This window comes from uncultured Brachybacterium sp., from assembly GCF_947500705.1.
Taxonomy (GTDB): domain Bacteria; phylum Actinomycetota; class Actinomycetes; order Actinomycetales; family Dermabacteraceae; genus Brachybacterium.
The window spans coordinates 176,394-196,755 of sequence record NZ_CANMSY010000007.1 but is presented as its reverse complement, the minus strand read 5'-3'; the positions used below and the strand labels follow the sequence as shown (position 1 = coordinate 196,755).

Sequence of the window (20,362 nt, the reverse complement as noted above, 5' to 3'; positions counted from 1 at the left end):
GTGCAGCGTCATCTCGTGGACGCCGAAGTCCTTCGCGATCTGCGCGATCGTGACGCCGTCCTCACGGGACCGGGCCATGATGGCGCTCGCTGAAATTCCCCAGTTGTGCTCACCGAAATTCCCCAGTCTGGGTCGCTCCGTCGCATGAGGCGGGCCTCCCTGGATGCTGGTGGTCTCTGACCACTCACCAGCCTTCCAGGGAGGCCCAACGCTCATGCTCTCAGAGAGGAGCAGCGTGGACATCCACGCTCTGCACCGGCAGGGAATCACGATCAGCGAGATCGCCCGACGCACCGGCCACGACCGCAAGACCATCCGTTCCTACCTCCGCGGCGACCGCGAACCGGGCGTCCGCAAACCCGCCGCCCCGGACGCATTCGGGCCCTTCACCGACTACGTCACCGCCAGGCTGATCGAGGATCCTCACCTCTGGGCCGTGACGCTGCTGGACGAGCTGCGGCCGCTCGGGTTCGAGGGGTCCTACCAGTCTCTGACCAGGCACATCCGTGACCGGTCGTTGCGGCCGGCCTGCCAGGCCTGCGCCCACGTCACCAGGCGACCGAACGCGGTGATCGAGCACCCGCCCGGAGAGGAGACTCAGTTCGACTGGCTCGAGCTGCCCGACGCGCCCGAGCAGTGGGGCTACCCCCGCAAGGGCGCGTATGTGCTGGTGGGGTCACTCGCGCATTCCGGCGTCTGGCGGGCCGTGATCGCGCCTTCGATGGATCTGCCCCATCTGCTGGCCGCGATGACGACCGTGCTTTCCCTCCTCGGAGGGCTGACCAGGGTGTGGCGGTTCGATCGGATGCGGACCGTGCTGGACCCCGCCACCGGGGACCTGACCGCGATGTTCTCCGCGTTCGCGAAGCACCACGGGGTCCAGGCCGTCGTCTGTCGGCCCCGCTCGGGGAACCGTAAGGGCGTGGTCGAGAAGAACAACCACACCGCCGGACAGCGCTGGTGGCGGACCCTGCCTGACGAGATCACGGCCGAGCAGGCCCAGACCTCCCTCGAACAGTTCGCGGCCCGACAGGACGGCCGCCGCCGCGAGAGCCCGACCGGGACCACGACCGCCGCCCAGATGCGTGCTCAAGAGCGTCTCCGGCCACTACCGCCGATGGCGTTCCCGGTGGTGGTGACCGAACACCGGACTGTCTCGCGGCAAGCGCTGATCCACTGGCGCGGCAACCGATACTCCGTCCCACCCGAACTCGCGATGGCCACGGTCAATGTTCACCAGCACCTCGGCAAGGACCACATCGAGATCACCACCACCTCCGGCGCTGCGGTTGCTCGTCACCGCCTGGCCGAGCCCGGTCTGGGCATCACCCAGCGCACCGATCAGCACGTCACCGCGCTGGAGACCATCGCGCTGGCCTCGGCCCCGCCGGGACGGCCCCACCGCCGTAAGGAACGCATCCCACCCGGTGCTGCGGCGCTGGCCGCTGCCCAGGTCTTGACCGGGCCGCCGGCCCCGAACGCCACCGTGATCGACCTGGCCGCCTATGAGCAGGCCGCGAAGAACAGGAACACCCTGACATGACCACCACACCCACTACCGCGAGCGTCTATCAGCAGCTCAAGGGCCACCTGGACGAGCTGAAGCTCGCCGACGCCGCCGAAGCCCTCCCCGGCATCCTGGACCAAGCCCAGGCCGAAGACTGGACCCTCACCCACGCCCTGGAGCAGCTACTGGCGATCGAGGTGAGCGCCACCGAGAAACGTCGCCTCGCGGGCCGGTTCCGGTTCGCGAACCTGCCCACCGGAGCGACGCTGAGCAACTTCGACCACGACGCCGCCTCCGGCATCGACCCCAACCTCCTCGCAGAGCTCGGGACCTGCCGGTTCCCGGAGAACGCGACGAACGTGCTGCTCATCGGCCCGCCCGGAGTGGGTAAAACCCACATCGCCACCGGCCTCGGCCACGCCGCGGTCAATGCTGGCTATCGGGTCTACTTCACCTCCGCCGCTGACCTCGCCGCCCGCTGCCACCGCGCCGCGATCGAGGGCAAATGGTCCACGATGATGCGGTTCTTCGCCGGCCCCACCCTGCTGATCATCGACGAGCTCGGCTATCTACCACTGCCGGCCGAAGCGGCATCAGCACTGTTCCAAGTCATCAACCAGCGCTACCTGAAGACCTCGATCGTGATCACCACGAACAGGCCCGTGGGGGCCTGGGGAGAGATCCTCGGCGACACCACCGTCGCCGCCGCGATGCTCGATCGGCTTCTCCACCGCTCCGTCGTGGTGACCCTCGACGGCGCCTCCTACAGGCTCCGTCACCACGCCACCGCCGCCGAAGAAATCCGCCGCGCCACCACCGGCACCAACCTCCGCTAACCTAACCCCGCGACCCTGGGGAACTTCACCGAGCAACTCTGGGGAAAATTGATGAGCGCCATCAGCCACTCGCACGACATCTTCGCGGAACTCCTGGGGGTAGGGAGCGGGCATGGTGCACATCCTTCCAGGCCGCCCTGCGGGTAAGCCAGATCAGATGTCACCTATCCGCGCGGCAGTCCCGTATGCAGCGTTCGTCCTGACTTGATGCATTGGCTTAGTGTCCCGGCTCCCCGGTGGCTTAGTGTCCCGGCTCCCCGGTGATCTGATTGATGATCAAGGCGGCGTTCTCAGGAATGTGCGGAGGGATCAGCTGGGTGTGTGAGCCTGCGCGGAGCAGCGCGGACTGGATCGGACGCAGGGTCGTGATGATCTTCTTCAGGCTCAGCCCGGTCGCGTTCTGCATGGATCGCGCGACCGCGAGGGCAGTGAACACGACCGTCAGGTGAGCTTCGATGGCGTCGCGCTGCCGGTGGAACATCGGCCTGGCCTGGAGGTCTGTCTTGCTCATCCGGAATGACTGCTCGACGCGCCAGAGGTCGTGGTAGCTGGAGAGCACCTCCGCCGGCGGCATGATGTCGGCGGTAATGTTGGTGACATAGCCCTTCAAACCGACCAGGCCCCGCGCCCGCTCCAGTGACGCTTCATCGAGAGTGCGGCCGGCGGCTGTGGTCTTCACGAACCGGGTGGACTTCACCGCCGCGTCTCCGTCGATCACGGCCCGGGCGCGATTCTCCTGCGCGGTCAGCGTGTGCCCGTCCCTCGTGGCCCGTTTGCGCGAGTAGGCCCAGACCGCCCGCCAATGCCCCGGATGCTTCTCGGAATCCCAGACTGGCTCCTTCCGGCGCCGCTTCGCGTCCGTCTTTGTATTCCCGTGGCGGGGAGTGATGGTGTCGATCAGCAGCCCGTCGGTGAACGCATCACCGTGCCAGTGGAAGTGATTGGCCAAGTCAGCGGGCGCTTTCGTCACTCGGGAGCCGACGATGAAGCGAAGCCCGGCCTCGTCCAAGGCGGTCAAGTTTTTCGCGGAGAGCATCCCGGCGTCGGCGACGACGACCATGTCGGCGAGGTTGTGGCGGGCCTGGAACTGCTTGATGATCGGCACGATCGTACGGGTCTCGGCATGGTTGCCCTCGAAGCAGCCGATCTCCAACGGGAACCCTTCCCGATCCACGAGCAGCCCGACGACGATCTGCGGATCCACGCGGCGTTCCTTGGAGAAGCCGACCTTCCGCAGCTCGTCCTCGTTCTCGGCCTCGAAGTAGAGGGTGGTGACGTCGTAGAGGACCAGCGAGATGTCCCCGCTGGTGGAGGCGTGCGCGAAGCACTGCTCCGCGATCCGGTCGCGGTAGTCCTGGTCCTGGGCCTGACGGAGGTGGCGGTAGATCGTGGTGTGATGCGGCGGATCCACGCCCAGCCCCTTGAGCACGCGGATCGTGTCGAGCTTCGAGGTTGGCTCGACCAGACGAGCTAGAACGACCTGCTCGAACACCTCATCAGCGAGGATCCCGAATCCCAGGCGCGCATACGCGGCCCGCAGTGTCGACCACAGCACGTCACTGGACGTGCCCACCACTTGCACTCCCTGCCCTCTCGGCGCGGAAACCAGCGCCGGCGTTGAGGAGTCGGGAAGCAAAGTCGGCTGCTGCTCGGCAACACGGGCCAACGCGGTATCCACCACCGGGGCCATGCCGAGGTCGAGGGCTTCCTGCTCGCCCTGCAGGATCTCTCGAGCACGCTGGACGAGCAGTGCGACCTCGACTGGAGAGTGTCCCGAGCCGATGTGCTTGATGATCTCGAGCTTCCCGTGCCGCTTCTGGACGACCTGAACCGCGGTCGCTCCCGACCCAGTCCTCACCTTCCGCACGAACGCCACCCCGTTAGTATCCCGAAACGCCCGCACGGATCAGGAAACGGGCAGGTCACAGACTCGCTTACCGCGCGATGGGCAACTCGTGCATCAAGTCAGGCGGCAGTCCCGTATGCAGCGTTCGTCATCGACGTGTTCTCCTGCCGAGTGGTCGGCTGGCAGCTGTCGAAGTCGCTGCGGACCGACCTCGCGTTGGACGCGCTGGAGATGGGCATCTGGACCCGCCAGCACGCAGGCCACAACGTCACCGGGCTGACGCATCACAGCGACAAAGGCGTTCAATACGTCGCCGTGAGATACACGCAGCGCCTCACCGAAGCCGGCGCAGTCGCCTCGGTCGGATCCACCGGTGATTCCTACGACAATGCCCTGGCTGAGGCTTTCAACTCCCTGTTCAAGGCCGAACTGGTCCGCAACCGTGGACCGTGGAAGAGCATCGACGACCTCGAGATCGCGACGGCCGAATACATCGACTGGTTCAACCACCGTCGACTCCACGGCGAGATCGGCATGATCCCGCCCGTCGAGCTCGAGGCCACCTACCATCACAACCAGACCGCACCGGCACCCGCCGAAGCGGCACTTGCGAGCCTCTAACAAACCCGGGGCGATTCACCGCGTTCACGTTGCTGGTGATTGACGAATGGCTGCTCGACCTCCCTGACGAGGAGATGCAGCGCATGCTCCTGGAGCTACTCGAACGCCGCTACGGGAACACCTCGACAGTGTTCTGCACCCAGTACGCCATGAAGGACTGGCACCCACGCGTCGGTGGAGGAGTTCACGCCGACGCGATCATGGACCGGATCATCCACAACACCATCTGGATAGAGACCGGCAGCTACAACATGCGCGAGCACGCCGCCATCAGTGGCGCCTGACCGCCCGTGAGTGTCGGTGGCTCCCACCCCTCCGGCCACCTGCTCTCACCGGCAATATTCACTGGCTCCGAAACGGACAAATACTCAGCTCATCGGGGTTGTTCCTGATCTCGCCCTGCGGAGGTGGATTTGCTATGAACCACGGGTTTCAACTCACCCTGACACGCAGGGCCCCGCGATTACCCCTCAATTGCTAAGAGCCCCGAATTATCAGTGTCGAACGGGGTGAATCACTGAGGGTCACTGAAGCTGGGGGGCGTAGGATCCGCCGTCGTACGCGCGCGCCGCAAGAAATGCAAGACCAACCATGATTGCCAGCATACCCGCCATGATAAGACTAAGAATCGTGATCTTATCGTATAGAGGGCCCGAGGCAAATCCCAAGAATGCAAGAGGCGCGACACAATAGGCTGCCGCGTGCATCAAGAGCCAATGCTGTTTTGCAGTGACGATAAAGATCGTTGCGATAGGGCTCGCAATGAGAGTCAACAAAAGCCAAGGGCAAAGCGCTCGTGCAAAATAGCCAGCCTCGGTCCATTCTGCGCCCAATAGTATTGGCAAAAGTGTGGGGACAAAAATGTATGCGAGACCAAAAATCGGAATACCGAATGCGGCAAGGGTCGCCACTATCCGCGCAAGTCGACCCACCAGCTCTCCGGGCTCCGTGCGCGCGATGTCCCTGAATAGCACCTGGGAGACGGAGGAACTCACCAGGCCAAGTGGAGCGATGGTCAATCGCCATGCCATGTTGTATTGACCCAGCGCACTGACCGCCTCTGTGGCAATGATGAAGTTTATGCCATTCATTCGAACCCCGTCGAGCATCGCGTTAGCGCCATTCAGTATCGGCATCATGCGATACTTGTGGGCGAGGTCCCGAAGCCTTTCGGGAGAATGGCCAACGAGCCTAATCGACTTCCGCGTCACCAGGACAATACGAACCCAGGCGAGCAGATTCCCTCCGACGTGACCGAATATGAGCCCTCCGGGGACCGGGCGGACAGGTATCCCCATTCCGATCTGGCCCACTCCAATCCCGGAGGCCAGCCATATCCTATTTTGTGACATTAGTCTATAATCTCCGGCGCGATTCATCCACGTCTGCATAAGGGTGATCTCGGCGGAAAGGAAGACAGTTGGCCCAACGAGGAGCAACGATCTTGCGATAGTTTCGCTCCGAAACAGCTCTTCAAGAAATGGCTGAAAAGCCACTGACGCCAGTAGGCAAACAATGGACACACTGGTGATGATCCTGCGAGAGAGGCTGAAGACCGATCGCGCCTCAGACTCTGTCTTGGGTAGCATTACTACGAAATCGTAACGTAAGGCAGCCAGAGGGGCGATGAGCATCACGGCAGAGGTAAAAATGGCCAGAGTGCCGAAGGCGACGTCCGAATATAAGCGCGCCGTTAAAACAAGAGATGCGAGAGTGATAATTTGGGCAAGCGCGCTCCCTGAGAGGAGCATGAGCATACCCCTCAGCAGATGAGACTGTGGAATCCGCGCCCAGGGGCGATCACTTTTGGGTTCCGTCACGATCCATCACTCCTCACAGGGGCCGGCGGATAGATCCCTCGTGGTGCGATATGGGACCAAGATAATGCTGCGGTTTGCATTCGAATGCGACCTCATAAATTGCGATCAGGCTGCTCCGGCAGGCTTAGCACGAAATGTTTCGCCAGACAAGGTAGTGGCCAGCAGAGAGGTGTTGAGGTGAGTATGAGTACTAACTGGTGCGCCCGGAGCAATTAAATTCTCCCGTGCAACTGTGCAGGCGCGCCCCCTTGACTGCCCAAGAGTCGCGCAAGGTGGAGGGTCGACCTGCTTATTTTCTGGTTCCGGAATCACCCCTGGATGAGAGTCGACGGAGATTCCACGTTCTGAGGTTAACGACGTCTAACAACCAGTGGCCGGAAGTTCTTGAGCATGAACGTCAACTTGGATACGGGCCTGTAGATGCATACGACGGTCTTCATCCCCAGTCCGCGATGGACATTGTGTCCGATCTGTTGGTGGCGGACGCTAGATGCTCCGTGGAGATTGCCGTTCGCGGCGCTTGAACTCGAAATCGGGGACGTGCCCGGCGGTGGTCTTCGATGGAGGGTGAGCCTAATTGGCCGGGTGCCGATCCGGCGACCAGCGCGATACTCGTCCAGAAGGAGGATGAAAGTTCGAGCCCACCGAGGCTGAGTGAGAATACTAAGGTGGGAACAATAATCACTAGGTAGCGCTGGATTTGCGGAGTGGCAATGCCGTTGTAGAGCGTAAAGGCATATACCGCCAAGAGCAGTATTAGGCCTATGACGCCAGTCTCAATCCATACCCGGAGCACAGTATTGTGGACTGAATCGGAAAAGAGCGCCACCTTGGATTGTATGAAGTCGTTTCCTCCTGCAAGGCCGGTGCCGAACAGCCACCACTCGTCAATGAACTGCATGTATTGGTCAGTGATAGCCGAACGGCCGGAGTCACTGATGCTGGTATCGCCTTCAAAAAGAGGTCTGAGGCGGTCCGGAGTCGCCTCCCACCGGATCGCGAACTCTCGGAGCGCGATCAAGAATACGACGATGAGGCTCAACTCCGCCAGGCTTCGGCCCAGGCGGCGTCGGAAAACAATAAGTGGATATATTACAATCGTGACGAGGATCGCGGCGAGGCCCGTTCTCGAGCCAGTCTGCACCGTCGCCAGGAACAGGACTGCGATGGGAGCGATGCAAAGCAATAAAGTCGAGCGTCTATTAATTATCGCGATATACGCGGCGATCCCGAGGGAGAAGGTGTATGCGGTGATGTTTTCGTCGACAGTTCCGAAGGATAAACGACCATTGACGCCAGTCTCCCCTTGAGTAAAAAGTATCAACGCCGCGAGAGTTGCACCCAGTGCCAATCCGATTGTGATCCACCGCCGAAAGAAAGGCGTGACGAGCATTAATGCTCCGAATGTCGTGCATGCTTGCGCAAGACTGATGAACCGCTCGATCACCTCACTCTGGGGGGGAGCCCAGAGTGCGCTCACCGTTGACCAGACGAAGAATCCGAAACCCGCTGCGATGATCAGTCGTTGAGCTGGTTGAAATGCCGGACCGGGGCGTTTCCAAAGGATGACTAGAGAGATGAATATCAGGCTGTAGACGCTGCCGATGGTGCGTTGTCCCAGCAGCGGGTAGATGTCGAGAGCTGCAACCGCGCCGTACAGCAGCGATGCCGCTGCCATCAATTTTTGGCTCGATACAATTGGGATCGTGTCACGCTTCACGGCGGTCCTTCTTTAAGGAGCGCTCAAAGATTTCGAGCTCTTTCGCTGCCAGCGCGTCCCATGAATACTTCGAAGCATGCTCGATCAGGTCAGCCGGATTCGGGCCAGAAATGAGTGCTTCAATGCATCCTTCGGCGAATCTGCGGTCGAAGTCCTCACCGTCCGGCACAGTAGGGGTGAAGCCTGCTACCGCTTCTGACGATCCGCCGACGTCCGAAGCTACAACAGGTGCTCCGCAGGCATACGCTTCCAGGATGACAGTAGGCCACCCTTCGCTTCTGCTCGGGAGCACCACGAGGGAGCTCTCGGCCATCATTCTCGCGACCGTTCTCTGATCGACACTGCCAAGGAAGCTGATCTTGAGACCTGCCGTGTTGTGCTCGATCTCCCTCCGAAGTGTTCCATCGCCTACGACCACGAACTCGGTATTGCCAGTCCTCGCTGCAATATGTTTGAAGATCTGGGGAAGGCGGTCGGCACCTTTTATTGGGATCAGGTTCCCGACGTACAGCACTCTCGCGGGTGAGTCTAGGTCCCCGTGGTGCCCGTCCGTTCTGGATCCGAGCGAATCTGATTCGGCTGGTGTGAATATGGAGGGGTCGATGCCGTTCGGCAGGACGCGCAATTCCTCACGATTATTGGCCCCACACATGAGTGCGCGATTCCTGAGAGCCGCGCTGACAAAAATTGCGCTGGCGGCTCCATTGAGTACTTCTGCGAGCAGTTCTCCCTGGGCTGGACTGCGCATGTTCACATCTGACCCGTGCAATGAAACTACATACGGAATGGATAGATGCTGGGACAGTTCTCTGGCAATCGCGCCTGCTGGAGGACTGTACATTCCGTGAGCGTGAATCACGTCAAAATCGTCGGCGATCTCGCGTGTCAGTTTTCGTGAATAGTGTTGAATGAATCGGATGGAAGCTTTGCCATTGCGAAGCCTTCTCCACTCAGTGGGCGTTATCGAGGGATCGAACGGAGCCGAAGTTATGCTGCTTGGAAGGGCGCCCGTTCTCGAGCTGCCTCTACGGATCCCCATGACTCTGTACCCGAGATCGACGACCGTGCTCTGCGCGCCAGTTCTGGCTTGAGCCTTCAGGCGGTGGTCGATGAATATTCCGCCGCGTGGATGACGAATGGTCGGATAGAGATTGTTCAGCGTGAGAACCTTCATGAAGATTATTCCGCCTTCGGTAGGTTTTGGAGGTGGGTTCCATCGCCTTCTGGGATTGTACGCCTGGTCGCGTCACCGTCAATGGCCTTTACGCTCCGTCCTTCCACGATGAGTCGAATCGAGGAAGCTGAGGTCGAAGGTGCGCTGAAGAGTTCGGGGTTCCGGCCTCAGGGGAGAGTGTAGGCGGCTTCGGCTTCGGTCGGGTGCCGTTGCAGGAGGCTTGGTGGAGTGTCGCGCTCCATGGACAGGCGGAGTCCGCGGCCACTCCTCGGTCCGTACTTCCGCAGATGATGGGCAACGGCTCTGACAAAATGCGGTGATGACCTGCATAGACACGTGCTGAGAAGAACTCAGACCGTGTGACTACAGGCGCGAGCCCTCGGGAGGAGGCGTCAGGTGGAGGTGAAGTCGAGCGTTCGACACGGGGTCAATTTTCACCCGCCATTGACAGACGTGCGCATTCCACGGGGTCATCGGCCGGCAACTGCTCCCGGATACGAGGCCACCGGTCAGGGTATGGCGTTACATCTCTGGGTGTAGGCCCGGAGGATTGCTGGGTCGAGGGAGCGCAGCAAGGTGTTCGATGATCCGGGCGGAGATCTTGCGGCTGGCTGCTGTGATGAGGTCGAAACTCGTAGCGTAGGCCTCCGGTGTTCCGCCGTAGGGATCGGCGATGTCATTCGATGCGCCATGTGCGTTAGCGCGCCCCCGCAGGGGAGCCGTGGTACGCACCAGATCCGACAGCGACGCGTATGTCGTTCGGTCGTCCAGCTCGTCCAGGAGGCGCGAGTACTCCAACATCGTGTACGTGCGGCGTACCATGCGGGGTGCTAGTTGCGCGACCCACATCCGCTGTTGCTCGGTCATCGTGAGGATCAGGTCTGAAGCTTCGGCGGTGTCCTTCGTGAGTTGCACCCCTTCGCGCAGAGCGTGCTCGCCGAGTGCGGATTCAATGAAGTCGAGTGCTTGCGGCACCGGTGCGTGACCCACTTTCGCTCGGGTTCCCGCACTGGTGACTGTGATGTCCGCTCCGTTGAGTCCATCCGTGAGTAGCGCCTCTCCCACGGGTGACCGGCAGATATTGGCGGTGCATACCACCATGATCGATTCCGCGGTCACTGAGATCTTTGGTTCTGGTGCGCGTCCGGCGGCCCCGGCGTAGGGGCCGCAGTCAGGTCAGAGGGCAGGGCGGCGCGCCGCCCGCGACGAAGGTCCATGTTCTTGCCGACGCGGGTGCGTGGGGGCTCCTCCCGAGGGCGCTGAGCATCTCTCGATTCCTCTGATGGCAAACCCGGCGTGGTTTCGGTCTCCTCCTGCCTTGGAGTATTCGGCATCGGTCGAGAGCTTGGAAGAGCACTATCGGAAGTGTGCGAGTAGTCGTAGCTGTAGAAGCCTCGCGAACCTCTACGCACACGGTTGAGAACCACGCCGAGGAGACGGGCCTCGACGACATCGAGCTTCTCCAGGGCCTGCGACAGTTGGGGGCGTCGCACGCGTTCGCTTTCCGCGACTACGACCGTGCCACCCACATAGCGGGAGAGGGCCACGGTGTCGGTCACAGCGAGCATCGGCGCGGTGTCGATCACCACGAAGTCGTAGGTCGCTGTTGCTTCCGTGAGCAGGTTCTGCATGCTCTTGCTGCCCAAGAGCTCGCTCGGATTCGGCGGGATGGGTCCCGAAGCGAGCACTTCCAGCCCCTCGGTCTCCAGCGGTTGGGTGACGTCTTCGAGATCGGCTTTCCCGCTCAGCACGGAGGTCAGGCCGGCGCCACCCTCGAGCCCCAGGTACCGCGCAATTGTTGGCCGACGCAGATCGGCGTCGATCAACAGCACACGGTTGCCAGCCTGGGCCACGACGTGGGCGAGATTGATCGCCGAACTGGTCTTGCCCTCACCGGGAACTGAGGAGGTTAACAGCACGCTGCTGCTATCGCCCGTGAGTCCCATGAACTGCAGGTTGGTACGGAGTTCACGGTAAGCCTCGGCTTGTGCGCTCTGTGGAAGCTGCACCGAGATCAGGGGCAGGTTCGTCTCGTCCTTGCTGGCAGGGATCGTTGCGATGACCGCGCAGTCGAAGGCCTGCTCGATGTCCTCGGGGCGCCGCACGCGATTGTCGAAGAACTCTCGCACGATAATCACGGCCACCGCGGCCAGCGCCGCGAGGGCCAGGCCGATCACTCCGTTTCGGAGGATATTGGGGGATGCTGGGCTCGTCGGCTCGACGGCGGGGGAGATGACCGTCAGCTCGACCGTCGACTCCCCCTCGGTCGTCTCGAGGGCCGAGACTTGGAGGCGAAGACTCTCCGACGTGGCGTTTGCGATCGCCGCTGCTCGGGCCGGGTCGTCATCGGTCGCGGTGAGCTCCAAGATCAACGTCTCCGGTGGCACCGCGGTGCTGATCTGGCTGGCGAGCTCCTGCGCGGACGTATCGAGGTCGAGCTCCTCGATGACCGGATCCAGCACCAGGGGTGACCTTGCCACGTCGGCATAGCTGATGATCTGCTGGCTGGCGAAGCTCACACCGCTGTTGAGGTCGGCGACGCTGCTCCCGGTCTGCGTCTGCACGAAGACCCGATTCGTTGCCTGATACTGGGGGGTCTGCAGGAAAGTGAAACCTGCGACCGCAGCGAGCATCAGCATTGCGGTGATCAGGGCGAGGCCCCAGCGATCCTGCAAAATTTTCAGGTAGTGCTGTAACTCCATTGGGATCCGTTCAATCATTCTCTTGCGCTTCGAAGAACTCGGAGCTGGCAGGCCGGTTTGCACTGGACGTCAGGTCGCTTGCTCACGAGACCCCACCCCATGCTAAATCTAGCGCACTGGGCCGCTTCTCCTCCCTCGAAGGTGTGGGACGCGGCGTGGTGAAGGCGGGGATCTGGTCCAGTAGGTATGATTTGTCCACTTATGTCCGTGTTCGTCTAAGGAGCGGTGTGCTTGCGAACAACCGAGTTCGCCACTTCCTGCCAGCGTCGGGACAGGGCTTGCAGTCAAAAAACAGGGCCCCGTGACGATGCCACCAGGCTCACTGGTTGCCAGACGATGGCTCGGATCCGCAGAACTCACCCTGGCCGCGTCCGTCGGCGCGCTGCTGCTGTGGACCGCACTCGCTACGGGGAGAGGGGAATTGGACTCCACGGTGAGCGTCCGTTTGTGGGTCGCTCCGTTGCTCTTCCTCGTAGGAGTGGCCGCTGGTCGTCAGTGCGTGCGCCTTGGCATGGGACCACAGATTGCCGCTGCGACAGCAGCGCTTGTGCTGGCGACGGTGGTTGCTTCTCCCTTTTACAGCAATGCGGAAGCCGCGGTGGGGGTGCAGCTCGTGGCGCTTTCGGGCTTGTTGCTGTCCCAGCCCTCCAGAGCGCCCGATGGCGCTCGTATCGGCAGAAGCAGGGTGGTGATCGCCGGAGCGATCGGGACGCTCGGCGTTTTGCTCGCGGCGCGAGCTCAGGCCGCCTCGATCTTGGTGCTTCTGGTCGTGGTCGTCATCGCCCTCTCCCTGTCCGGCAACGGACCGACGTCGCGCCGTAGAGCTCTCGGCTTCGGACTGGGCATCACCGCCGCGGCGGCGCTGGCTGTCTTCGTCCTCGGTGGCCTTCCCTCGTGGCCGGCGTGGCTGCGGCGCTCTGAGAGCCTCAGCCATGCACGGCAAGAACTGTGGGATGACGCTCTCGCCCTGTGGCGCGAACACCCCGTTCTCGGCGGAGGGCCAGGCTCCTTCTACGAATACTCGGAGATTTCCCGCTCGGCGGACCACCTTTACGCCGCCCACTCCTCGATCCTCCAGGTCGCCGCCGAGCTCGGCGCCATCGGCGTCCTGCTGTTCCTCGCCGTTCTGGTCTCGGGCGCGCTCGTTGCCACCCAGGGCAACCCGATTCGGGGCATGATCGGTGTGACGGCCTGGTGCGCTCTGGCGGTGCACTCGATGATCGACCACCTCTACGAGTTCCCGCTCGTCTGCCTGCTGGCCGGCCTGGTGATCGGCTGGGCGGGGTCACGGGTGCACGGCGATGGGTCGGAGTGTTACGGCGAGAGCGTAGAGCGCCCCGCGACTTGACCCTGCGTCAAGCCCTGCGCACCACCACCCTCGATCACGCTGCGGTCACCAGGCGTCGGCCATGTCAGGCGCTTTCGACCTGGGGTGAATCGGCCCGGGTTTGATGCCGCTGCTGTTTGAGTCCGAGAGGATGGACAGTATGCCGAAGAAGATCGATCCCCAGCTGCGCGCGAGGTGCGTGCGGCTCGTGCGCGAGCACCAGCAGGAGTACCCCACCCTGACCGCCGCCGTCACTGCGGTCGCCCGTCAGGAAGGCGTCTCACGGGAGTCCGTGCGGCGCTGGTTGGCCCAGGCAGACGTCGACGACGGCACCCGGCCCGGCGTGACCAGCGGGGAATCAGCCGAGGTCAAACGCTTGAAGACGGAGAACAAGCGGCTGCGCGAGGACAACGAGATTCTTCGCCGGGCCTCGATTTTCTTCGCGTCAGTACCAGACTGAGGGTGTCCCGGCGGGGCTGGCTCGTTTTTTCGCTGCCTTCGTGGCTTGTCCTCGATGTGCCGTCCCGCCGGGGCCCACGGTGCTGGAGGCGGGCGTGGCCTGATAGGAGCCTGCTGGTTCGAATGCCCAACTGAGGCGTGCCCTCCCGCGTTCGGCACCGCAGCTCGAGCAGTATCCGGCCTGTGGAAGGAACTGCCATGACTGTCATCGGTATCGACGCTCACAAGGACTGGCACACGCTCGTCGCGGTGGACGAAGTGGGTCGCAGGATCAAGGAACTTACGGTCGAAGCACGTGCCGCCGGGCACCGGAAAATCATGACCTGGCTGGAAGGCTTCGAAGACGTCACCGTCGCAGTCGAGGATTGCCGACACCTGACTCGTCGACTCGAGGCGGATCTGCTCGAAGCCGGCCATCGAGTCGTGCGCGTGCACACCAGGTTGATGGCCGGCATGAGGCGCAGCAGCCGGGAACGCGGGAAATCGGACCCCATTGATGCTGAGGCCGTGGCCCGGGTCGCACTTCGCGAAGAGGGCTTGCCGACCGCTGAGCTGCCGGGCGCCTCCAGGGACATCAAGCTCCTATCAGACCATCGCAGGACCCTGGTCGCCCGGCGCACAGCGATGCAGTCCAAAGCTCGCTGGTTCCTCCACGAAATTGATCCTGAGCTGGAGATTCCCTCTCGAGCTCTGCGCCGATACCACCTCCTGGACGAGCTGATCGAGTACCTGGAGCCAGTCGAAGGGGCGGTGGCCGAAATCGCTCAGGACCTCCTGGTCGACATTCGAGAGCTCACCGTCAGGATCAACACGCTGGAGAGCCGCCTGAGTCGACTGGTGCGCGCCAGCCATCCCTCACTGGTCGCCGTCCCGGGGAGGGGAACCTTGGGCGCAGCGATGATCATCGGCGAGACAGCGGGGATCGCCAGGTTTCGCTCCCGCGATGCCTACGCGAGATTCAACGGCACCGCGCCGATCCCAGTCTGGTCAGGCAACAAAGTGCGCGTTCGACTCTCCCGCGGAGGGAACCGCACGATCAACACCGCCCTGCACATGGCCGCCCTCACCCAGATCCGGATGGGCGCAGAAGGTGCCGCCTACTACGACAAGCTCATCACCGCCGGCAAGACGCGCAAAGAGGCGCTACGGCTGTTACGACGTCGGCTCTCGGACCGCGTCTATGCGGCACAGCGAGCCGACGTGGTCCCCGCCGTCCAGACGTCTGCGAATGCTGGTCCATCGGAGCCGTCGACAATGCAGGACCCCGCGTCTTCGATGACGCTCATAGCCGCCTGAACGCTCATACTTGACATAGGAGCATCGGGGAGCTCGACCCCCGAAACCGCTGATCTGCGCGTTCATCGACGAGATGAGAGCCGAAGGGTATGCAGTCGAGTCGATCCTCCGCGTCCTGCGCCAGCAGGGCCTGGAGATCGCTGCACGAATCTATCGGGGCTGGAAGAGACCGCCCCGCATCGCGGCCTGCACCGGCACAGACGCTCTGGTCGAGGACAAGATCCGTACCCTGGCCTGGACGTTCAACGCCACCACCCAGCGGTGGCAGATGACCCCTGAAGGGCTCTACGGGCGGCGGAAGTGGGTCGCGCTGCTCCGCCGTCAGGAAGGCCTGGCCGGCACCTCCCGTGGGGCGGTGGACCGGGCGATGCGCACCCTCGGCCTCGAAGGTATTCGGCGGGCGAAGAAGCTGCGCACCACCACCCCGAACCCTAATGGGAAACGGGCGGGTGACCTGCTCAATCGCGACTTCACGGCCCCGGCTCCGAACCTGGTCTGGGTCACCGATTTCACTTACGTTCGCACCTGGGCCGGGTTCGTGTACGTCGCGTTCGTCGTCGACGTGTTCGCTCAGCGGATCGTGGGCTGGCACGCGTCCTCGAGCATGCGCACCGATCTCGTCATGACGCCACTGCGGATCGCGCTGTGGCAGCGGGAACGCGAAGGAAACCAGGTCTCACCAGGCTCTTTGGTGGCGCACAGCGATGCCGGATCGCAGTACACGTCGATCCGGTACACCGAGCACCTCGACCTCGAGGGCATCGCTCCCTCGATCGGGACCGTCGGCGATGCGTTCGATAACGCGCTCATGGAGACGGTCAATGGGCTGTTCAAGACCGAGTGCATCCGCACCACCGTCTTCCACCACGGCCCGTTCCGGACGCTCTCGGACGTCGAGTTCGCGACTGCCGGCTGGGTCGACTGGTACAAAAACCGACGCCTCCACGGCTCCCTGGGGATGCTGACCCCGGTAGAGTCCGAGACGCTCCACTACGAGGCCCTCGCCCGAGAGCCCGAACCCGCAAAGTAGCGGCAGAGAACCTGGGCCGATTCAGTACGGTGCCGTCGTCGCCTGCGAGGGTGACCTGGTGGAGGCGCTGGACCTGGCGACGTACCTGGTTCCAGGTCTGGTCGGTGGAGATCTCCAGCGGCCGGGTTGTCAGCAGCGTGAGCCAGCACGTAGCGATGTGGGAACGGATGCGGTCCTCACAGCGGTGGAACACTGGCCGCAGGTCGAGCGTGGATTTCATGTCTCGCCAGCCGCGTTCGACCTCGAGCAGCTGCTTGTAGCCCAGAGCGAGGTCCTCCGCGGACAGATGTAGGTCCGAGGAGAGCAGCAGGTACTTCCCATCGAGGCTCGTCTCTCGCTCGATGGCCTTCTTGTGGACCGGCAGCAGCCAGGTGCTGGTGGTGCGCAGGTACCAGTTCAGCCCCGGCATCGTCGAGATCCGGCACTTCATCTCCGCCCGCGTGGTGGGGCATAGCTTGTCGGTGCCGTCGATCAGCTTGTCCAGCTTGGTGAGCATCCCCGAATTCTGCGGAACGCCGGTGGTCTCGAACGCAAGTCAACCTCGGACCCGACTCCACCGATCACCATCGGTGGATCAGGGCTGAGCGCGGCCCTCCGTCGCGCAAGTTCACACGTGAACACGATCCTTCCCTCGCCCGGACAGCAGAACATATCTTTCCCGCCATGTCCGCCACCACGACGCTGCCCGAGCTCGAGCGCACCGCCCCGGTGCGCCACCGCCCCGCGCTCAGCTACGAGCTGTTCCCCGCGCGCTCGGACGTCTCCTTCGAGCGGCTGCGTGAGACCATCACCCAGCTCGAAGCCACTGCTCCCGATCACGTCTCGGTGACCAGCCGGGCCGGCCACGGGAATCTCGCCCGGGTCCTCGAGCTGACCGAGCACGTCCTGGCCGAGACGTCGCTGCGCCCGCTGGTGCACCTCACCTCGGTGGGCTCTTCCCGCGTGCAGCTGGAGACGATCATCCACGCGCTGCTGGACCGCGGCGTGCGCGGGCTGCTCGCCCTGCGCGGCGACCAGCCTGCGGGCCACCGGCTCGAGGAGGACGAGATCCCCTTCGCCCGGCCGCTGGTGGAGCTGATCCGCGCCATCGAGCGAGAGCGCACCGCGAGCCTCGCGGGCGGGCGGGTGAGCATCGGGGTGGCCGCCTATCCGCACCGCCATCCCGAATCACCCACCACCAGCCACGACACCGAGGTGCTGGTGGCCAAGGAGCGCGCAGGGGCAGATTTCGCGATCACCCAGGTGTTCTTCGATCCCGCGGCGTACTGCCATCTGCTCGAGCGCTCCCGCGCCGCGGGGGTCCGGATGCCGCTGGTGCCCGGACTGGTCCCCGCCACGAACGCGCGGCGCCTGCAGCGCCTGGCCGCGATGAGCGGCGTCGAACCCCCGCGCGAACTCCTCCACCAGTTGGAGATCGCTGCCGACGACACCGAACGCCGACGGATCGGGGTGCGCTTCACCGTGGACCTCGCCCGCCGCGTGCTCGATTCCGGAGCCCCGGGCCTGCACCTGTTCACCTTCAACTCGCATGCCGATGCGCTCGACGTGCTCGACCACCTCGACCTGGACCGCTGGTCCACCCCCTCGCAAGGAGAGAACCGATGACCGCCCAGACCACGCAGCCCGGCCAGAGCCCGCAGTCCGCAGTGTCGGCGCAGAACGCGCCGCTGCCCGCCGCCACCCCTGTCGGCTACCCCCGCATCGGCCCCGACCGGGAGCTGAAGAAGGCCGAGGAGGCCTACTGGGCCGGCCGCATCGACCACGCCGAGTTCACCCGCCGCACCCGCACGCTGCGCCGCGCCACCCGCACGCGCCTCGCCGCGCTGGGCCTCGATGCCGCGAGCGCCGCGCCCGAGTCGTTCTCCCTCTACGACCAGGTGCTCGACGCCGCGCTCGCCGTCGGGATCGTCCCGGATCGCTTCGCCTCCGTGCTCGGCGCCGACGGCACGATCGACGACGACGGACTCTTCGCCCTCGCCCGCGGCGTCGCGCGCGGAGAAGAAGAGCAGCCGCCGCTGGAGATGACCAAGTGGTTCGACACCAACTACCACTACCTGGTCCCCGAGATCGGCCCCGACACCGACCTCCACCTCGCCTCCACCCGCGTCGTGGACCTCTTCCGAGAGTCCTTCGAGGACGGCGCCGGCACCCGCCCCGTGCTGGTGGGACCGCTGACCCTGCTGCTGCTCGCGAAAGCGCAGGTGGGCGCCCCGGAGAGCTTCGATCCGCTGGACCGCCTGGACGACATCGTGGCTGTGTACGCGCAGCTGCTCTCCCGCCTCGCCGCGGCCGGCGCTCCCTGGGTGCAGCTCGACGAGCCCGCGCTCGCCGCCGACCAGCGCCTGGACCAGTCGGCCCTGACCGCCGTCCTGCAGCGCTCCGTCGGCCGCCTCGCCGCAGGCGCGGACCGCCCGCAGCTGCTGATCACGACCCCGTACGGCGGGATCGGTGATCTGCTGCCGACACTGCTGGCCACCGGCGCCGAGGCCGTGCACCTCGACCTCACCCGGGGTGAGCTGCCCACTGTCGCCCAGCTCGACGGCGTCGACACCGTGCAGCTGGTCGCCGGGCTCATCGAGGGCCGTTCCGTCTGGCGCACCGAGCTGCCCACCGCCGCTGCTCGCCTGGCCGAGCTGCGCCGACGCGTCACCGAGGCTGGGGGAGAGGCGGACGCGATCTCCGTCTCCACCTCCGTGTCACTCCAGCACGTCCCGCACACCCTTGCTCTCGAGGCCTCGCTGCCCGCCGAACTCGTGGCCACCCTGGCCTTCGCCGACGAGAAGATCACCGAGATCGTCGCCCTCGCCGCTGGCGGCGTCGAGCCCGGAGACGTCGACGGGCCGCGCTCCGTGCCGCGCACCTTCGAGGGCGTGCAGGTGCCCGCCGTGCGCGAGCGCGCTGCCTCCGCCACGACCGCGGACACCGAGCGCGCCGCCTACGAGGAGCGGGCCGAGGCTCAGCGCGCGGCCCTCGGTCTGCCGGATCTGCCCATCACCACCATCGGCTCCTTCCCGCAGGTGGGGGAGGTGCGCGCCGCCCGTGCCGCCCATCGCCGCGGAGAGCTGGACGACGCCGGCTACGAGCAGGCGATGAAGGACGAGATCGCCCGCGTGATCGCCCTTCAGGAGGAGCTGGGCCTGGACGTCCTGGTCCACGGCGAGCCCGAGCGCAACGACATGGTCCAGTATTTCGCGGAGAACCTCGGCGGCTTCGCGACCACCGAGCACGGCTGGGTGCAGTCCTACGGCTCCCGCTGCACCCGCCCCTCGATCCTGTTCGGCGACGTGCACCGCCCCGCCCCCATCACGGTGGGCTGGGCGACCTACGCCCAGTCGCTCACCCCGCGCCCCGTCAAGGGCATGCTCACCGGCCCCGTCACCATCCTGGCCTGGTCCTTCGTGCGCGATGATCAGCCTCTCGGGGACACCGCCGCCCAGGTGGGTCTCGCCCTGCGCGACGAGGTGACCGACCTCGAGGCCGCCGGGATCCGGATCGTCCAGGTCGACGAGCCCGCGCTGCGCGAGCTGCTCCCGCTGCGGGAGGCACAGCAGGCGGACTATCTGGACTGGTCCGTGCGCTCCTTCCGGCTGGCGACCTCCGGCGTGGAGACTGCCACCCAGATCCACACCCACCTCTGCTACAGCGAGTTCAACGTGGTCGTCGGTGCGATCGACGCCCTGAATGCGGACGTCACCTCGATCGAATCGGCGCGCTCCCGGGGCGAGATCCTCGAGGCGATCGACCCCGGTGCCTTCCCTCGCGGCATCGGCCCCGGTGTCTGGGACATCCACTCCCCGCGCGTCCCCGCGGCCGAGGAGATCGCCGAGCAGCTGCGCCGCGCCCGCGCCGTGGTGGGCCCGGAGCGGCTGTGGGTCAATCCCGACTGCGGCCTGAAGACCCGCGGCTACGCCGAGACCGAGGCCAGCCTGCGCCATCTCGTCCAGGCGGTCCGTCAGGTGCGGGCCGAGGCGACCGTGGTCGCCTGAGCCCGGGCTCCTCAGGACTGGGCGCCGGGGTGGCGCGG

At 64.4% G+C, this 20,362-nt stretch carries 16 protein-coding genes and 2 pseudogenes; 11 read left to right on the top strand and 7 right to left on the bottom strand.

Annotation, left to right across the window (positions count from 1 at the left end):
* The coding region (locus Q0937_RS13340; RefSeq protein WP_299304463.1) for a hypothetical protein at window positions 1–243 on the bottom strand (243 nt) is incomplete at its 3' end.
* Here Q0937_RS13340 and istA point away from each other — a divergent pair.
* Both istA and istB read left to right on the top strand, forming a co-directional pair.
* A complete protein-coding gene (istA, locus tag Q0937_RS13335) occupies window positions 215–1,543 on the top strand; it encodes an IS21 family transposase (RefSeq protein ID WP_299304457.1) in 1,329 nt (442 codons plus the stop codon). The two genes, Q0937_RS13340 and istA, sit on opposite strands and share 29 nt — an antisense overlap.
* Window positions 1,540–2,343, top strand: coding sequence for an IS21-like element helper ATPase IstB (istB, locus tag Q0937_RS13330; RefSeq protein WP_299304455.1), 804 nt, complete (start codon window positions 1,540–1,542; stop codon window positions 2,341–2,343). Before istA ends, istB begins: the two co-directional genes overlap by 4 nt.
* Before the next feature lie 241 nt (window positions 2,344–2,584).
* On the opposite strand, the gene Q0937_RS13325 is transcribed toward istB, so the two are convergent.
* Window positions 2,585–3,916 carry an IS1634 family transposase gene (locus tag Q0937_RS13325; RefSeq protein WP_299304452.1) on the bottom strand — a complete coding sequence of 444 codons (1,332 nt, stop codon included), beginning with the start codon at window positions 3,914–3,916 and terminating at the stop codon, window positions 2,585–2,587.
* A gap of 408 nt (window positions 3,917–4,324) precedes the next feature.
* On the opposite strand from Q0937_RS13325, the pseudogene Q0937_RS13320 reads away from it, so the two are divergent.
* Window positions 4,325–4,759 (top strand): annotated as a pseudogene (locus Q0937_RS13320) (integrase core domain-containing protein); the annotation flags it as partial.
* The gene (locus tag Q0937_RS13315; RefSeq protein ID WP_299304461.1) at window positions 4,678–5,094 is read left to right on the top strand and encodes an ATP-binding protein; all 417 of its coding nucleotides are present in this window, start codon (window positions 4,678–4,680) and stop codon (window positions 5,092–5,094) included. The pseudogene Q0937_RS13320 and the gene Q0937_RS13315, both read left to right, overlap by 82 nt.
* 240 nt (window positions 5,095–5,334) lie before the next feature.
* On the opposite strand, the gene Q0937_RS13310 is transcribed toward Q0937_RS13315, so the two are convergent.
* The 5 genes from Q0937_RS13310 to Q0937_RS13290 form a co-directional block, all read right to left on the bottom strand.
* Window positions 5,335–6,630, bottom strand: a complete 1,296-nt coding sequence (locus tag Q0937_RS13310) for an oligosaccharide flippase family protein (RefSeq protein WP_299304449.1) — start codon at window positions 6,628–6,630, stop codon at window positions 5,335–5,337.
* A gap of 436 nt (window positions 6,631–7,066) precedes the next feature.
* Window positions 7,067–8,350 carry an O-antigen ligase gene (locus tag Q0937_RS13305; protein WP_299304446.1) on the bottom strand — a complete coding sequence of 428 codons (1,284 nt, stop codon included), beginning with the start codon at window positions 8,348–8,350 and terminating at the stop codon, window positions 7,067–7,069.
* A complete protein-coding gene (locus Q0937_RS13300) occupies window positions 8,340–9,524 on the bottom strand; it encodes a glycosyltransferase (protein WP_299304443.1) in 1,185 nt (394 codons plus the stop codon). Before Q0937_RS13300 ends, Q0937_RS13305 begins: the two co-directional genes overlap by 11 nt.
* Window positions 9,525–10,046: 522 nt before the next feature.
* A complete protein-coding gene (locus tag Q0937_RS13295; RefSeq protein WP_299304440.1) occupies window positions 10,047–10,643 on the bottom strand; it encodes a hypothetical protein in 597 nt (198 codons plus the stop codon).
* Window positions 10,640–12,244: a polysaccharide biosynthesis tyrosine autokinase gene (locus Q0937_RS13290; RefSeq protein WP_299304437.1), complete on the bottom strand. Its 1,605-nt coding sequence runs from the start codon at window positions 12,242–12,244 to the stop codon at window positions 10,640–10,642. The genes Q0937_RS13295 and Q0937_RS13290 overlap by 4 nt, the downstream gene beginning before the upstream one ends.
* Before the next feature lie 541 nt (window positions 12,245–12,785).
* Here Q0937_RS13290 and Q0937_RS13285 point away from each other — a divergent pair.
* The 7 genes and pseudogenes from Q0937_RS13285 (at window position 12,786) to metE (ending at window position 20,324) form a co-directional block, all read left to right on the top strand.
* Window positions 12,786–13,574, top strand: coding sequence for an O-antigen ligase (locus tag Q0937_RS13285; protein ID WP_299304434.1), 789 nt, complete (start codon window positions 12,786–12,788; stop codon window positions 13,572–13,574).
* Between the two features lie 139 nt (window positions 13,575–13,713).
* Window positions 13,714–14,013: a transposase gene (locus tag Q0937_RS13280; protein ID WP_299304431.1), complete on the top strand. Its 300-nt coding sequence runs from the start codon at window positions 13,714–13,716 to the stop codon at window positions 14,011–14,013.
* A gap of 197 nt (window positions 14,014–14,210) precedes the next feature.
* Window positions 14,211–15,308, top strand: coding sequence for an IS110 family transposase (locus Q0937_RS13275; protein ID WP_299304428.1), 1,098 nt, complete (start codon window positions 14,211–14,213; stop codon window positions 15,306–15,308).
* A gap of 28 nt (window positions 15,309–15,336) precedes the next feature.
* A pseudogene (locus tag Q0937_RS13270) lies at window positions 15,337–16,338 on the top strand (IS3 family transposase); the annotation flags it as partial.
* A 341-nt stretch (window positions 16,339–16,679) separates the two neighbouring features.
* Window positions 16,680–16,922 (top strand): hypothetical protein, encoded by a 243-nt coding sequence (locus Q0937_RS13265; RefSeq protein WP_299304426.1) that lies wholly within the window; start codon window positions 16,680–16,682, stop codon window positions 16,920–16,922.
* Between the two features lie 79 nt (window positions 16,923–17,001).
* A complete protein-coding gene (locus Q0937_RS13260) occupies window positions 17,002–17,943 on the top strand; it encodes a methylenetetrahydrofolate reductase (protein ID WP_299304423.1) in 942 nt (313 codons plus the stop codon).
* On the top strand, window positions 17,940–20,324 hold the full coding sequence (gene metE / locus Q0937_RS13255) for a 5-methyltetrahydropteroyltriglutamate--homocysteine S-methyltransferase (RefSeq protein WP_299304419.1): 2,385 nt from the start codon (window positions 17,940–17,942) through the stop codon (window positions 20,322–20,324). Before Q0937_RS13260 ends, metE begins: the two co-directional genes overlap by 4 nt.
* Window positions 20,325–20,362: the final 38 nt, after the last annotated feature.